The organism is Rhizobium sp. P1_E1 (genome assembly GCF_056406015.1).
Window position 1 is genome coordinate 1 of the sequence record NZ_JBFUAY010000020.1, and the last position, 15,353, is coordinate 15,353.

Sequence of the window (15,353 nt, forward strand, 5' to 3'; positions counted from 1 at the left end):
ACCTACTTCGAGGTGACAATCCGCAGGTATTCATTTATATTTTTGATATCCACAATTCTATTATTGCTTATTTTTAACTCATTAAGACTGCTTAATAAGCACCTGTCTTCAATCGTACAATCTATGTTCGATTCCGTCGAGATTTTGATTTCGATTGCTGATGTATTTTTGTTTTCAACTAAATGTAGACTTGATCTTTACGCTATCTCTCTGGGATGTTATTTGACACCCACATTAAGACAATATAAATGATGCAGTGCAGCATTTCCTATGGTTATTCGAGTACTCGGAGTTATGCTCATGGATGGGGCGACACACGCATCAGCTCGCAGGGCCGGCATCGGCAAGACGGCGATATCGGCTAACGGCAGCATTCATCTCAACAGCCGCATCGTCATCGACGACGAATTTCTTTCCTGCCGGTCGAGCGTCCGGCGTTTCCGGCGCGGCGAGGTCATCGCCGGGGCCGGCGTCCTCGTCGATACCTTCGCTCGCGTGCATTCGGGGGTGGTCAGCGCCAGCACGATGCTGCCCGACGGCAGGGAATTCATCGTCGAGATCATTCCGAAATCCGGCCTCATCGGCGAGCTCGAGGTTCTGCGCAGGCAGACGTTGAGTCTCGAATACCGAGCCGGTTCCAACTGCGAACTGCATTTCTTCGAAGGCCGGCTGCTGCGCGACATGTACGCCAGCGATCCCTGCTTTCGCGAAAAGGTCTTCTCCAGGGCGCTGGCGCGTATTTCAGAGCTCGAACTCCGGATCATTGCAAATGCGGCGTCGAGCCTGCAATCGAGGCTGGCCAGCACGCTGCTGCGGCTTTCGGCTGTTTACGGAAAAGATGCGGCAAACAGCGGGGACGAACTGATCATCTCGCAAAATGACCTGGCCGCAACGCTGCCGGCGTCTCGCGAGAAGGTCAATCAATGCCTGCGGCGCCTGCGGGAAAGCAAGATCATCGACGGGGGGCAGGGCAAGATCCGCATTCTCAACCGCAAGGCGTTGGAGGCCTGTGCCAACGGCGCGGTTTCGGTGAAGTGATGCGCCCATCGCTTCCCGGGGTTCTCCGATCTGCCACAAGCGTCGGCCGCTTTCCCGGCCCCGGCACGACAAAGATCGATCGCGTGGTCATCATCGACGACTATTCGGTGGCCAGAGGCGGTGCGACGGCGCTGGCGGTGCTGTCCGCCAAGCTTTTTCGGGGGCTCGACATCCCCGTGACCTATATTTGCGGGGATGACGCCGCCAATGCGGAGCTTGTCGCCCTCGGAGTCTCAATGGTCGGGCTGAACAGCCGCGACCTGCTCAGCGCCGAGCGTGCGAAGGCTTTCGTGACCGGCATTCACAATGGCGCCGCCGTTCGTATGGTCGCGAACTGGATTGCTGCAAAGGACACCGCCAATACCGTCTACCATGTCCATGGCTGGCACCAGATCCTGTCTCCCGCGATTTTCAAGGCGCTGGTGCCGGTCGCCAGACGATGCGTGGTTCACGCGCATGATTTCTTCACGGCCTGCCCCAACGGCGCCTTCTTCGACTATCAGGCGCAGGAAATCTGCCTTCGACGCCCGCTCGGCGGAAGCTGCATTGCGACGGCCTGCGACAAGAGAAGTTATTCGCACAAATTGTGGCGGGTTGCCCGTGGCTCCAATATCCTCCGGCTGCTGAAGGATCAGGCCGATTTCGGCCGGATCGTCCTTCTGCACGAGAAGATGGCCGGCTTTCTCGTCGGCGCCGGATATCGGCCCGAACGGCTGACGACGATCCGCAATCCCGTCGCTCCGCTATCCATCAAACGCATCGAGGCGGAGGCTAATGAGGAGTTCGTCTTCATCGGGCGGTTGGATGAGGAGAAGGGCATTGAGGACGCCGTGGCCGCCACGCGCAAAGCCGGCGTCAAGCTCTGCGTGATCGGGGACGGGCCGCTGATGCCGCTGGTCGCAGCTTCGGGAGATCACGTCAGGGCCGTGGGCTGGCAGTCGCATGCGGAGATCGGCCCGACCATCCGCAAGGCGCGCGCCCTGTTGATGCCGTCGCGCTATCCCGAGCCGTTCGGCCTCGTCGCTATCGAAGCGGCCAGGAGCGGTCTGCCCGTCATCATGTCGCGCAGCGCCTTTCTCGCCGAAGAAATGCAAAGAGCCGGCATGGCGCTTGCCTGCGATACGGCTGACGAAAGCGCCTTTGCCGATACTTTGACGAGATTTAGCCAAATGCCGGGGCATGAGGTCCGCGCTATGAGCGAGCGAGCTTTCCGGCTGTCGCCGGATCTCGCCTCGACACACGAGGAATGGCGCGACGCGCTTCTTGCCGAATACCAAAGCCTGATTTCGACGAATGCGGTTCCCGAGCTGACAGACGGTGTGGCGATACAAGGAGTATTGAGTTGACTCTTAAAGCAACTACCTCTCTTCCCGACGCGAGAGCATTTCTGGGCGATGCGCCGGTGATGGCGAAAAGACGTGTCACTGAGGCTGGAGGCGTGAGCGATACCAAGCAGCTTCGTGTCGCCATCGTGCATTATTGGCTGGTTTCGATGCGCGGCGGCGAGAAAGTMGTCGAAGAGCTGTGCCGCATGTTTCCGCAGGCCGACATCTTCACCCTCGTCTGCAACCGGGATCGCATCAGCGATTTTCTGAAGACGCGGAACATCCGCACGTCCTTCCTGCAGAAGATCCCCGGCGCGCAACGGCATTATACCAAGATGCTGCCGCTGATGCCCTTCGCGCTCGAGCAGTTCGATCTGCAGGACTACGATCTCGTGCTGTCGAGCGAATCCGGACCCGCCAAGGGCATCATCACGCGCGCCGACGCCCTGCATGTCTGCTACTGCCACTCGCCGATGCGCTATATCTGGGATCAGTTCCATGTCTACCGTCATGGCCTGCCCTGGGTGGGTCGCGCCATGATGTCGATCACGGCACCCATGCTGCGCGCCTGGGACGTGACGACGTCCTCGCGGGTCGATGTGTTCGTCGCCAATTCCGATTATGTCGCAAGCCGCATCCGCCGCTTCTACGATCGGGAATCCATCGTCATCCATCCGCCCGTTGCGACTGACGATTTTGCAGTGGGGAAGGGAAAAGGCGAATTCTATCTCTATGCGGGACAGCTGACCACTTACAAGCGGCCGGATATTGCCGTTCGCGCCTGCACCGAGGCCGGGCGGAAGCTGGTCGTGATCGGCGAGGGAGAGCAATTGGCTTATCTGAAGTCGATCGCCGGACCGACCGTTGAGTTTCTCGGCCATCAGCCCTTCAACGTTCTGCGCGACCACCTGTCTCGATGCCGCGCCCTGTTGTTTCCGGGCACGGAGGATTTCGGCATCCTACCGGTGGAAGCCATGGCGTCAGGGCGGCCGGTCCTGGCTTTCGACGCCGGCGGCGCCAGAGAAACCGTTTCCTCGCCGCAGGTCGGGTTTCGCTTCGGGCAGCAGACCACGGAAGCTCTGTTGGAAACGATGGCGGCGTTCGAAGAGGTGGAGGACGATATCGATCCGCATGCAATCCGTGCGCACTCGCTGAAATTTTCTTCCGCCGTGTTCCGCGACCGTCTGTCCGGTCTCATTGAGCAACAACTGTCCACCCATGGCGACCGATCCGCCGACGTCTTCAGAAGACGGCCGGGCTGATGGGAAGGACGAAGCTGCCTGTCTTGCCGCTGCGACCGAAACCGTCTCAATCCGCCGACGAGGAATAGAAGATAGATCATGTCAAGCGTATCTCAGAGGACGGCGACGGCGAGTATCTGGACCATCAGCGGAAAATTCCTGGCGCGACTGCTCGATTTCGTCAGCCTCCTGATCCTCGCAAGGCTTTTGAGCCCAGCGGATTTCGGCCTGGTCGCCATCGCGACCTCGGTTCTGGTCATCGTCGAGACAATCCTGGACCTGCCGCTGACGCAGGCCCTGATGCGCCAGCCGTCGCCTTCGGACGATATGTTTGCCACGGCCCTTACCCTCAGCCTGCTTCGAGGCGTGGCCATCAGCACGCTGATGATGATCATCTCCTGGCCGATGGCTTTGATCTATGACGATTCCCGGCTTTTCTCTCTTGTCGCCGTGCTCTCCATCGCGCCTGCCATGCGCAGTGTGATCAGCCCGCGCATGGTTCTCTTCATGCAGCGGTTCGATTTCAAACGCGAGTTCGCACTCGATCTCATCACCAAGGGATCGACGCTGCTATTCGGTGTCGGGGTGGCGGTCGCGACCGGCAGCTATTGGGGGCTGGCGATCGGCGCGGTTGCGGGCCCGACCGCTGCGGCGGTCACCTCCTATGTCTTTGCGCCGATGCGACCGAGGTTCAGCCTTTCCGAGTGGAAGCACTTTCAGGACATGATCAGCTGGAACACCGTCTCGCAGGTGCTGAGTTCGATCAACTGGCAACTGGACCGGCTGCTTTTGCCGCGCTTTACCGGCTTGTCGACGTTCGGCGCCTTCAGCGTCGCCGACAATATCGCCGGTATTCCGTACCAGACCTTCGTCGGGCCATTGTTGCGTCCGCTGATGGCGGCATTTTCGACCGTCGATGACCGTCGTAATCTGATCGCTGCCTATCTGAAGGCGACGAACGCGATCACCTTCGTGGCGGCGCCCATCCTCATCGCGCTCGCCCTGCTTGCCGAGCCGGCCGTGCGGATCATCGTCGGCGAGAAATGGGCATCTGCGGCGCCGATTCTGCAATGGCTGTGCATCGTCAGTTTGCTCGGTCTTCCCACGAACATGATGCCGCCATTGGCTATGGTCCTGAACAAAACCCGCTATCTCGCTCTCCGGATGTTTGCCGAGTTCGCTGTCAGGGTTCCGGTCACCATCCTGGGCATTGCCTATTTTCAGGTGGCGGGAGCACTGGGCGCGCGGATCGTGGCGGTGCTTGTCGCCTATGCCGCATCGCTCATCATCACGCGACGGCTGATCGGCGCGACGGTTGCCGCTCAGTTGCACGCCTTTTTACGGCCTCTGGCCGCAAGCTTGCCGATGATCGCTTTCCTGCTGTGGATCGAGCCGATGCTCTCCGCCATGCCTGTCGGCCTCAACCTTGTCGTCAGCCTGGCGCTTTGCGGCGGGGCGGCAGTAGCGATCTTCTGGGCCTTCGCGTTGCTGCTGTGGCAGATTCTGGGAAGGCCCGACGGCATCGAGACCATTGTCGTCCAAAGGCTCATGCCGCGACGAAACGGGGTTCTCACCTTTTGATCGAGACAAGTGTAGTCCAACGATTGGTTTGGCGTTTTCGGAGGAGCAGAATGCGTTACGGAATATCTTCTAAGGCTCTGGGTTTGCTCATCGTTCTCGGTCTGGGGGCGTTGCCCGGCCAGCCCAGCGTGGCTCAGCAACCACTCAATATCAATGCGTATCAGCTAACGTTCGAGGAGAGTTTCGACAGTCTCGACGTCTCGGCCTGGGGAGAGAGAAGCTCCCGCTGGATCGCCCATACGCCCTGGAACGGCGATTTCGGTGACGCCCGTTTCACTGATCCAGCCCCCGGCTTTCCGTTTACCACCGATCAGGGAATTCTGAAGATCGAAGCGCGCAAGGAGGCCGATGGAACCTGGCGCTCGGGCCTGTTGTCGTCGGTGAACCCGAAAGGCGAAGGATTCTCGCAGCAATTCGGTTATTTCGAAGCCCGGATGAAGCTGCCGCCGGGCAAGGGCGTCTGGCCAGCCTTCTGGCTCATCGGGCTCGACCGGTCGAAATACACCTCCGAGATCGACGTGCTGGAATATTATGGGCGCGCGCCCTACGAATTCAGCATGGGCTTCCATATCTGGCGTCAGAGCCAGGGCGGCCAGAACAGCACCGGTGGCCATTGGCAAACCGTCCAGGACGGAATTCTGAACAGCGAATATCACACCTACGGCGTCGATATCCAAGCTGACAAGACGAGCTTTTATCTCGACCGTCAGTTCATCTGGAGCTTCGACACGCCGAAGGAGTTCCACATGCCGTTCTATCCGCTGGTGAACCTGGCACTCGGCTCGGGTTGGCCGATCGATGAAACGCCGAATCCTTCCATTCTGCTTGTCGACTATATTCACGTCTACCAGCGCAAGCCCACCGACGCGGCAAATTGAACAGCCGGGGATAGCCGTTCCGTCGCTAACGGCCGCAGCTGAGGCCGGTTTGCGGGTCGAAGAGATGCATTGCTTCCTCGTCGAAAAAGAGGGTGAGCTTTTCGTTGTCGCGGATTGGCGTGCGGGGCGGCAGGCAGGCCATCAGGCGCTGATTTCCGGCCAGGGCGGTGACGACGAGTTCCGGGCCGGTCAGCTCTGCGACTTCAAGGGTTGCCTCGATCGACGGGCCGGTGCCGTCTGTGCGAAGCGCCTCGGGACGAATGCCGAGGATAAGGTCGCGGCCATTGCCGGCCGTCTCGCGGAAGCGGGCGGGCAGGGGCAGGCTGGCATCGGAGCCTGAAAGCGCCAGGCGGCCGTCACGCACCGTTGCCTTCAGCAGGTTCATCGGCGGCGCGCCGACGAAGGTCGCGACATAGAGCGTTGCCGGATGGTTGTAGATCTCCTCCGGCGTGCCCAGCTGCTCGATGCGGCCGTCGCGCATGACGGCGATGCGGCTTGCAAGCGTCATGGCCTCGATCTGGTCATGGGTGACATAGACGACCGTGGTCTTCAGCATCTGATGCAGCCGCTTGATCTCGGTGCGCATCTCCATGCGCAGCTTGGCGTCAAGGTTGGAGAGCGGCTCGTCGAAGAGGAATACCTCAGGCTTGCGCACCAGCGCACGGCCGATCGCGACGCGCTGGCGCTGGCCGCCGGAAAGCTGGCTCGGCTTGCGGTCGAGGAGGTTTTCGATCTGCAGGAGCCTTGCGGCATCGCGCACGGCATTGTCGCGCTCCGGCGCCGGCACCTTGCGCATTTCCAGGCCGAAGCCGATATTCCGGTGCACCGTCAGATTGGGATAGAGCGCGTAGGATTGAAAGACCATGGCGATATCGCGGTCCTTTGGATGCACGCTGAGCACCGAGCGGCCGCCGATCCTGACATCGCCGCTCGTGGCCTCGGCAAGGCCGGCGATGATGTTCAGGAGGGTGGACTTGCCGCAGCCGGAGGAGCCGAGCAGCACCAGGAACTCGCCGCTTTCCAACGAGATGTCGATACCTTTCAGCGTGTCGACATCGCCATAGGTCTTGCGGATGTTCTGAATTTCGAGCGCGCTCATCGCACAGGCTCCTCGGGAGATGATGGGCCGCCATAGTTGCGGGGAAGGGTGGATATGGCGCGCGAGGCGACTGCGGTTCCCGCCTGCAGGCAAGAAATCAGCGGCTCATCGCTTGCGAGCGCGGCGAGAAAGGCGGCGTTGAAGACATCGCYGGCGCCGATCGTATCGACGACCTCGACAACGGGTGCAGCCACCGAAACCAGCAGGCCGTCCGGCCCGATCGCGAGAGCGCCGTCCGGGCCGCGCTTGACGACGATGATCGCACCCTCCGGCATATGCGACCTGATGTGACGGGCCGCCTCGACCGGATCGGCAATGTCGGCAAGTGTCGTCGATTCGACCTCGTTCAGAAGCGCGATACCGCTGCGAGAGAGCCATGCGCGTGTCGCTGCGCAATTCTCGTCTGTCCAGCCGTCGAGCGGCCAGCCGGTATCGAGCGCGACGGTGATGCCATGGCTGTCGGCCCAGTCGAAGAAGGCGTCATAATCCGCTGTCAGGTCATCGGTCAGGAACGAGCCGCAGAGAAGGGCGTAGCCGCCCTGCAGCCTRGCGCCGTCGATGACCGCGAAGACATCCGCCAGGCTGAAGCGCGGCAGGTGGCCTTTTGTCGTGAAGAAGGTGCGTTCGCCGTCCGGATGGGTGATGCCGACGGAGAGCGTCGTTTTCTCAGGATGTACCGGCCACTTGTCGGAACGGTGGCCGAAGGCTTCGCTCAGCCAGCGGCCAAACTGGTCACTGCCGATATTGGCGGCGATCTCGAATTCGACGCCAAGCGCTTGCCAGGCGAGCGCGCTGTTGCCGGCGGCGCCGCCGACCCGTAATTCATCATGATCGACGATGATTTCCGTCCCGGCCTTTGGCCAGGGGGCGACCGGTCCAAGGATCAGGTCGATGTTGACGTTGCCGATGACTGYAAGCGGCCGCATTCATTCGCTCCGGGTGATCTTGGTGGAGCGGACCGGCGTTCCGGCATTCTCCACGCGGGCGTCGGCAAAGGCGACCATCAGCCGCTGGGCGACCGACAGCATGGCGAAGATCGCAGCAAGACCGGTTGCCCGGGCGAATCGGATCGTCACCGCGCCGGCGACCGACGCTTCGCCCGAGGCGTCGAAAAGGATGACGGGGGCGCCGGTCTCGACAGCGGATGTCGCCATTGCCGTCACCAGGCCGGCCGTCTCGTCGAAGCCGCGAAACAGCACGACGCCGATCTCCGGCCCCAGCATCTCCATCGGTCCGTGGCGCAGCTGGCCGCCTTCGAGCGAGAAGCAGGGACGACGCGACAGTTCCGTCAATCCGAGCGCCAGCGCCTCGGCGATACCCTGCAGCCGGCGGCCTGACGTGACGATGGTCGCGACATTTTCGAGCGCGGTGAGCGCGGCGGCGATGTCATGGTCTTCCGGCGCCTTGAGGGCGGCAATCGCGGCGTCTGGATCTTCGCCGAGGGCGGCGAGGATTGCCAGATGCAGGGCGAAGGTCACCGTCAGGCTCCGGGTCGCGGCAAAGGCAAGCTCGGTGCCGCCGGYGCCAATGAGTGACGGGGCGGTTCTTGCGAGGAAGGAGTTGCCTTCGAGCGTCAGGCCGAAGGTCTCCTCGGTGCCGCCGGTTTCGTTAAACCATCGCAGAACCTCGGCGCTTTCGCCGGATTGCGAGGTGACGAAGATCGTCCTGCCGGCGATCGGCAACGGCTGGCCGAGCTGCTCGGACAGCGGCAAGGCGAGGGCATCGATGCCGCATGCACGATAGAGCGGCTCGACGGCGCGGTTGACGGCATGCGAACCGCCCATGCCGATGAGCAGCAGCCTGCCGGTCTTCTTCAGCGAGGTGGCGGCCTTCGCCGCCATCGGCTGGGCCGCTTCATAGGAAGCGATCGCATCGGCATGTTGGCGGGCCATTTCGCGATCAATCGCGGCAAGCCCGGCCGGCCGGGTTCTTTCTGCTGTCATGTTCATCCCTTGACGCCGCCGCTGGTGAGCCCCGAAATCAGGGCGCGTTGCATGACGAGACCGATCAGCACCGGGGGCAGGGCGGCGAGCACGCCTGCCGTCGCGATCAGTCCATAATCGGAAACGCGGCCGCCGGCGAGATCGGCGATGGCGACGGTCAGCGTTTTGGCGCGCTGGTCCGAGGTGAAGAGCAGCGCATAGAAGAATTCATCCCAGGCAAGCAGGAAGGCAAAGAGGCTTGACGTCGCCATCACGGGGGCGGCGAGCGGCAGCGTGATGATCCGCAGCGTCTGGAACAGGCCGGCGCCGTCGATCATCGCGGCAGATTCGATCTCGCGCGGGATGGAATCGAAACCCGATTTCATCAGCCAGGTGGTAAAGGGCGCGAGAATTGTCAGATAGACGAGGGCGAGGCCGAAGACGTTGTTCAGCATGCCGAGATGGGAGAGGCCCATATAGAGCGGCACGGCGAGCGCGACCGGCGGCAACATGTAGGTGGCGATCACCATCGACAGCGACCAGCCGACCGAAGGTGTGCGCGACACAGCCCAGCCGGCCGGAATGGCGAGCGCGATGGCGGCGATCGTCGCCATGCCCGCCACTTCGATGCTGTTGCGCAGCGACGAGGTGAAGGCGGCGCCGGCGCTGTTTTCGATCGTCGAAAGCAGTACGCTGTAGCGAGAGAAATCCACCGTCTGCGGCCACCAGCGCAGCGGCTTTGCGGCAAGGTCGGCGGCCGGCGAGATGCTCATGATGAACAGCCACAGGATCGGCGCCAGGATGACGGCGGCAAGCAGCAGCGCACAGAGATGAATGAAAACAGAAAAGAGTGGGCTCTGGCGTTCCATCAGGCCGCACTCCCGGCGGTCTTGCGCACCAGAGCGGCGTAGCCGGCAGCAAGCAGCGTGACCAGCAGCGTGACGATCAATGCCAGTGATGCCCCCGAGCCTGCCCGCTGGAAGGAGAAGGCTTCCTGGTAGACCAGGATCGACAGCGTGCGCGTGCTGTTGGCCGGGCCACCGCGGGTCATGACCCAGATGATATCGAAGACCTTGAAGGCTTCGATCGTGCGCAGCACCAGGGCCACCATCAGCGGGCCGGCGAGATAGGGCAGGATGACGAAGCGGAAGCGGGCGAAAGCGCCGGCGCCGTCGACCAGCGAGGCGGCGGTGATGTCGCGCGGCACGGCCTGGAGTGCGGCCAGTGCGATCAGCGCCACCAGCGGAAAATTCTTCCAGCAGTCGGCGACGATGAGGGCCGCCAGCGCCGTGCCCGGTTCTCCGAGCCAGGARCGGTAGGCCTCCAGCAGGCCGAGTTGGGTCAGCGCGGCGTTCAGTGCGCCGTATTCCGGATTGTAGATCAATCGCCAGAGCGTGGCGTTGACGACGGTCGGCAGTGCCCAGGGTAGGATCATCAGGGCGCGCAGCGCGGTGCGGCCGCGAAACTGCTGGTTCAGCAGCAGGGCAGCAAGCACGCCGATCACCATTTCGGCGGCGACCGAGACGATCGCGAACCATGCGGTGGTGATCAGGGTGCGCTGGAAATTCGAGCCTGAGATCATCTTCGCGTAATTGTCGATGCCGACGAAGTTTCCTTCCGTGCCGACGAGCTTGGCGTCGGTGAAGGAGAGGCCGACGGTATCGATCAGAGGCCAGCCGATGACTGATATCATGACCACGAGAAGCGGCAGCATCAAAAGCCACGCGCGGGTTGTCAGCCAAGTGCCCGACATCAAGGCGACCCTTCTTCATTCACAGGTTATCGAGATCGAACCGGGCGACGGCGGGCGCCGCCCGGGGTTTCGTGCTTTGCTCAGAGGCCGCTATTGTCGGCGGCTGACTTCAGCGCATCCTCGGGAGAGGACTGGCCGAGCAGCGATTCCTGGATCGCCTGCTGCAGCGCGGTCGAGAGCTCCTGATATTTCGGCGTCGTCGGACGCGGATACATGGCCGCAAGGCCGATCTTGGCGGCGGAGATCAGCTCTTCCTGGCCCTTGGTGACCGCCGGGTCCTCATAGGAGGACGCCCAGATCGGCAGGCTGAGCTTGGCATAGGCATTCTGCGTCGCCTGCGACGTCATGAAGGTGATGTATTTCCAGGCCTCATCCGGATGCTTGCTGGCCGAGGTGATGCCGAGGCCCATCGAGCCGTTGACGGCCGAAGCCTCGCTCTTGCCGGCAACACCCGGCGCCGGCACGACGCCGACCTTGCCTGCGACCTTGCTGTCTTTCGGATCGTTGGCCATGTTGTACATGTAGGTCCAGTTCAGCGCGAAGGCGGCATCGCCGTTTTCGAAGACCTTGCGGACGTCCTCTTCCAGGAATTCCTTGGAATTCGGATTGGTGAGGCCCGAGGAATAGCTGGAGACCATGTATTTCAACGCATCGAGGCCGCCGCCGGTCTGGAAGGCCGGCTTGCCGTCCTTCAGGAAATCGCCGCCAAAGGCGCTGACGAGCGTGGTGTAGTCGCAGATCGCGGCTTCGGCTTGCGACCAGCTCCAGGCGATCGGCGTGGCGAGCAGGCCCTTGTCCTTGATCGTCTTTGCCTGTTCGGTCAGTTCGTCCCAGGTCTTGGGCGGGGTCTTGATGCCGGCCTTTTCGAGGATTTCCTTGTTGTAGAACAGGTATTTGGTGTCGAGGATCCACGGCATGCCGTAATATTTGCTATCATATTGCACTGTGGTCCAGGCGCCCGGCAGCACGCCTTTCTTCATCTCGTCGGTGACGCGCGAGGAGACGTCGACCAGCACCTTGTTGGTGGCGTATTCGGCCGGCCAGATGACGTCGAAAAGGACGACGTCGTAGCCGCCGCCGGAACCTTGCGCCAGCACCGTCTTGTCGTGCAGGCCTTCATAGGGAACGAATTCGAGATTGACCTTGATGTCGGGGTTCGCCTTGGCGAAGGCGTCGGTCATGGCGCGCACATCGGCCTCGCTATAGGCGGCCTGCGCCATGAAAAGCGCGTTCAGCGTGGTTTCGGCGAAAGCGTGCGGCGCAAGGGATGCGCCGATCAAGGCCGCACCCAGAAGCGTCTTGTTAAAGGATTTCAGCATTGCAGCCTCCAGTTTTTGACATTTACGCATTGCCGAGGGCGGTCCTCCRCCATCGGTGTTCGAGAAGGCACGCGCGAAACGTGCCGGTTCGTCGTCTCGGAGCGTCGTCGGAGCGCCTTGCGGGCTCCTGCGTTCCCTGGAACTCTCCGGTTCCTTATTAAGTCAAGTGTCTTGACTTATTACTTCTTCAACATTCTATTGGAGTCAAGAGGGAATTGCACATGAATGACAGCCGCCCGATCCGGGCCAAGAGCGGCACCAATCACGAAGGCACCAGCGCGCATAATCGGCGCGTGATGATCGATGCCCTGAGGATCAACGGTGCGCTTTCACGCGCCGATCTGGCGCGGGCGACGCGGCTGACCAAACAGACGGTGTCGAATATCATCGAGGAACTCGAGCGCGACGGTCTGGTCAGTTCGCAGGAGGCGGTGAGAAGGGGCAGGGGCCAGCCGTCGACACCCTACGGCCTGGTGCCCGAGGGCGCCTTTGCGATCGGCCTGCAGATCGACCGGCATGTGACGCGGGCGGTCGCCGTCGATCTTGTCGGCAGCGTTCTCGTGCGTGATGAGGCCGGCCTCCCACCAGGCGGTCCGTCGAACGGGACGAAGGTCATCCTCGATCTCGTCGCCAGCGTGCGGTCAAAACTTGCCGGGATCGTCCAGCAGTCGGAAAAGCGGCTGGTCGGTCTCGGCGCCGCCATGCCAGGGCCCTTCGGGGTCGCCGGCAGCGGCGACGATCCGTGGATGATGGAGACCTGGCAGAAATTTCCGTTGTTGGAAACGCTGACTGCCGGCACCGGGCTTGATGTCGGCCTGCAAAATGATGCGGCGGCGGCGGCGACCGCCGAGCGCATGGTGGGAGCCGCCCATGGCCTCGACCATGCCGTCTGCCTTTTCGTCGGTTATGGCATCGGCGCCGGCCTCATTCTGAACGGCGAGCTCTACCGCGGCACCAACGGCAATGCCGGCGAGATCGGCATGGCACTGCTGTTTGCCGACGGAAAATCGACGCCGCTCGAACATCGCGCCTCGCTCGCCTCGCTCTACCAGCATCTGTCGATCGATCCCGCCGATCCGGGCCTTTATGCACGGATCAACGATCTCGCCTTGAGGGGCGATCAAAGCATCCACGCCTGGGTCGAGGCGGCAGCAGTGGATCTGCGCTGGAGCATCCATCTCCTTGAGACGCTGTTCGATCCGCAGACGGTGATCCTCTGCGGCAGCGCGCCGGAAGCGTTGGTGAACAGGTTGATTGCGGCAATCGGCCCGTTGCTGCCCTCGATCGCCGAGCGTCGCGGCCGGACGCTGCCGCGCCTGCAGCCGGGCATGGCCGATCCTTGGTCGGTGGCGCTTGGTGCTGCCGCCGGACCGATCAGCCGTGCATTCGATCCCCGTTTTGCGGCGATCCTGAAGGATTCCCTTCAATCCTGAGGTCTATATCCTGAGGTTGCACACCAGTGCAACAGCAAAAATGTCAGCGTTTTGCAAGTTTCGTTGCGGTGGAGCAGGTGAATAACGGCACTCCGGCGTAATATAAATAAATATTAAATATCCCATAAGAATCCATTGTTTCGAATATAAGTGTAATTTATTGACTGCATGTTGAAGCAATCGGCGAAATTTCTCTAAATATTTCCCCGAGATCGGCGAATAACGACTGTATGAAGGTTTTGTGACAACTGGATTTCGATCACTTCATGTCATGTAATATTCATTGGCCGCGGCAATTTGAACCAGCTAATAGGGCGTGCGCTGAAAGCGCGCGTCCCTTTTACGTTCGAGGTTCTCATGCAAGCCAAGCTTCTCGGCGCCGTTGGCGCCCTTCTCGCTACAGCGTTTCTTGCTGGTCCCGCTGCCGCCGCCGATAAGACCAAGATTGACTTCTGGTTCGGTAATTCCGGTGACATTGCAAAGCGTGTCCAGGAGCAGTGCGATCGCTTCAACCAGTCGCAGGCCGACTACGAAGTCGTCTGCACCAGCCAGGGCAGCTACGACGCGTCCCTGCAGAACACCATCGCTGCCTTCCGCGCCGGCAAGCAGCCGACCATCGCCCAGGTCTCCGACGCCGGCACGCTCGACATCATGCTCTCCGGCGCCTACTACCCGGCCAACAAGCTGATGGCCGACATGGGCTACACGGTCGACTGGAATGACTATTTCTCCGGTATCTCCGGTTACTACGCGACCTCGAAGGGCGAGATGTACTCCTTCCCCTTCAACTCCTCGACCGCTCTGCTCTACTGGAACAAGGACGCCTTCGCCAAGATCGGCAAGGATCATGCTCCGGCAACCTGGAAGGAAGCAGGCGAAGACCTCAAGGCTCTGAAGGATGCAGGCTATGCTTGCCCGCTCGGCTTTGACATCTCCAACAACGAAGTCTGGCAGTATATCGAGCAGTTCGAAGCCGTAAACGGCGAAGCGATCGCCACGAAGAAGAACGGCTTTGAAGGTCTCGACGGCGAGCTGGTGTTCAACAAGAACCCGCTTCTCGTCAGCTACGTCAAGGACCTCAAGTCCTGGTACGACAACAAGCTTGCCGTCATCAAGAACAAGGCTGTCGGCCAGACCTTCGTCGAAGCTTTTGCCGCTGGCGATTGCCAGGTCATCCTGACCTCGGTCGGCGACCACGGTAATGTTGGCCGCACCGCCAAGCAGGGCATGAACTGGGGCGTTGCTATGCTCCCGACCTACGGCGACGCAACCCGCCACAGCTCTTATGTCGGCGGCGCTTCGCTCTGGGTTCTGAAGGGTCACTCGGACGCCGAATACAAGGCTGCCGCTGCCTTCTTCAACTTCATCGCAAAGCCGGAAGAAGCTCTTACCTGGTCGACCGTTACCGGCTACATCCCGGTTCGTAACTCCGGCTTCGAATATCTGAAGAAGCAGGGCTTCTACGACAAGGCTCCTTATGCCGGCCGCGAACTCGCCATTCAGAGCCTGACCGCTTCCCCGGCTGGCGACGCGGCTCCGCACGGCATCCGTCTCGGTGGCCTGCTGCAGGTCCGCACCGAAATCGCCAATGGTCTGCAGGCAATCTTCGTCAACAATGCCGATGTCCAGGCTTCGCTCGACGGCGCTGCCGAACGCGGCAATACGCTGCTGCGTCGCTTCCAGCAGACCTACAAGAACGTTCAGCTCCCCTGATCGCTTGATATGAGCCGCACCCGGCCCGCGTTTCGCGCGCCGGGTGCGTCT

General features: G+C 61.4%; 13 protein-coding genes. 7 read left to right on the forward strand and 6 right to left on the reverse strand.

Features of this window, described 5'->3' with window-relative positions; all coding sequences use genetic code 11:
- The first annotated feature begins 300 nt into the window (after positions 1-300).
- From AC1D1Z_RS10320 to AC1D1Z_RS10340, 5 genes are all read left to right on the forward strand, one after another.
- Positions 301-1,038 (forward strand): Crp/Fnr family transcriptional regulator, encoded by a 738-nt coding sequence (locus AC1D1Z_RS10320; RefSeq protein WP_018446931.1) that lies wholly within the window; start codon positions 301-303, stop codon positions 1,036-1,038.
- On the forward strand, positions 1,035-2,384 hold the full coding sequence (locus AC1D1Z_RS10325) for a glycosyltransferase family 4 protein (RefSeq protein ID WP_182565937.1): 1,350 nt from the start codon (positions 1,035-1,037) through the stop codon (positions 2,382-2,384). Before AC1D1Z_RS10320 ends, AC1D1Z_RS10325 begins: the two co-directional genes overlap by 4 nt.
- Positions 2,381-3,625, forward strand: coding sequence for a glycosyltransferase family 4 protein (locus tag AC1D1Z_RS10330; protein ID WP_026230751.1), 1,245 nt, complete (start codon positions 2,381-2,383; stop codon positions 3,623-3,625). Before AC1D1Z_RS10325 ends, AC1D1Z_RS10330 begins: the two co-directional genes overlap by 4 nt.
- A 78-nt stretch (positions 3,626-3,703) precedes the next feature.
- On the forward strand, positions 3,704-5,185 hold the full coding sequence (locus tag AC1D1Z_RS10335) for a lipopolysaccharide biosynthesis protein (RefSeq protein ID WP_018446928.1): 1,482 nt from the start codon (positions 3,704-3,706) through the stop codon (positions 5,183-5,185).
- A gap of 50 nt (positions 5,186-5,235) precedes the next feature.
- Positions 5,236-6,063 carry a glycoside hydrolase family 16 protein gene (locus AC1D1Z_RS10340; protein ID WP_026188509.1) on the forward strand — a complete coding sequence of 276 codons (828 nt, stop codon included), beginning with the start codon at positions 5,236-5,238 and terminating at the stop codon, positions 6,061-6,063.
- Positions 6,064-6,088: 25 nt separating this feature from the next.
- On the opposite strand, the gene AC1D1Z_RS10345 is transcribed toward AC1D1Z_RS10340, so the two are convergent.
- From AC1D1Z_RS10345 to AC1D1Z_RS10370, 6 genes are all read right to left on the reverse strand, one after another.
- Positions 6,089-7,162: an ABC transporter ATP-binding protein gene (locus AC1D1Z_RS10345; protein WP_018446926.1), complete on the reverse strand. Its 1,074-nt coding sequence runs from the start codon at positions 7,160-7,162 to the stop codon at positions 6,089-6,091.
- On the reverse strand, positions 7,159-8,088 hold the full coding sequence (locus tag AC1D1Z_RS10350) for a PfkB family carbohydrate kinase (protein WP_477850410.1): 930 nt from the start codon (positions 8,086-8,088) through the stop codon (positions 7,159-7,161). The genes AC1D1Z_RS10345 and AC1D1Z_RS10350 overlap by 4 nt, the downstream gene beginning before the upstream one ends.
- The gene (locus tag AC1D1Z_RS10355) at positions 8,089-9,111 is read right to left on the reverse strand and encodes an SIS domain-containing protein (protein WP_477850412.1); all 1,023 of its coding nucleotides are present in this window, start codon (positions 9,109-9,111) and stop codon (positions 8,089-8,091) included.
- Positions 9,108-9,953, reverse strand: a complete 846-nt coding sequence (locus AC1D1Z_RS10360) for a carbohydrate ABC transporter permease (protein WP_130652964.1) — start codon at positions 9,951-9,953, stop codon at positions 9,108-9,110. The genes AC1D1Z_RS10355 and AC1D1Z_RS10360 overlap by 4 nt, the downstream gene beginning before the upstream one ends.
- Entirely contained in the window at positions 9,953-10,837 is an 885-nt protein-coding gene (locus AC1D1Z_RS10365; protein WP_018073658.1) for a carbohydrate ABC transporter permease, read from the reverse strand. Before AC1D1Z_RS10365 ends, AC1D1Z_RS10360 begins: the two co-directional genes overlap by 1 nt.
- 80 nt (positions 10,838-10,917) lie before the next feature.
- Complete coding sequence (locus AC1D1Z_RS10370; RefSeq protein ID WP_018243352.1) at positions 10,918-12,156, reverse strand: extracellular solute-binding protein; 1,239 nt, start codon at positions 12,154-12,156, stop codon at positions 10,918-10,920.
- 221 nt (positions 12,157-12,377) lie between these two features.
- On the opposite strand from AC1D1Z_RS10370, the gene AC1D1Z_RS10375 reads away from it, so the two are divergent.
- A complete protein-coding gene (locus tag AC1D1Z_RS10375; RefSeq protein WP_018446923.1) occupies positions 12,378-13,589 on the forward strand; it encodes an ROK family transcriptional regulator in 1,212 nt (403 codons plus the stop codon).
- Positions 13,590-13,946: 357 nt separating this feature from the next.
- Positions 13,947-15,302, forward strand: coding sequence for an extracellular solute-binding protein (locus AC1D1Z_RS10380; RefSeq protein ID WP_065276082.1), 1,356 nt, complete (start codon positions 13,947-13,949; stop codon positions 15,300-15,302).
- Positions 15,303-15,353 lie beyond the last annotated feature (51 nt).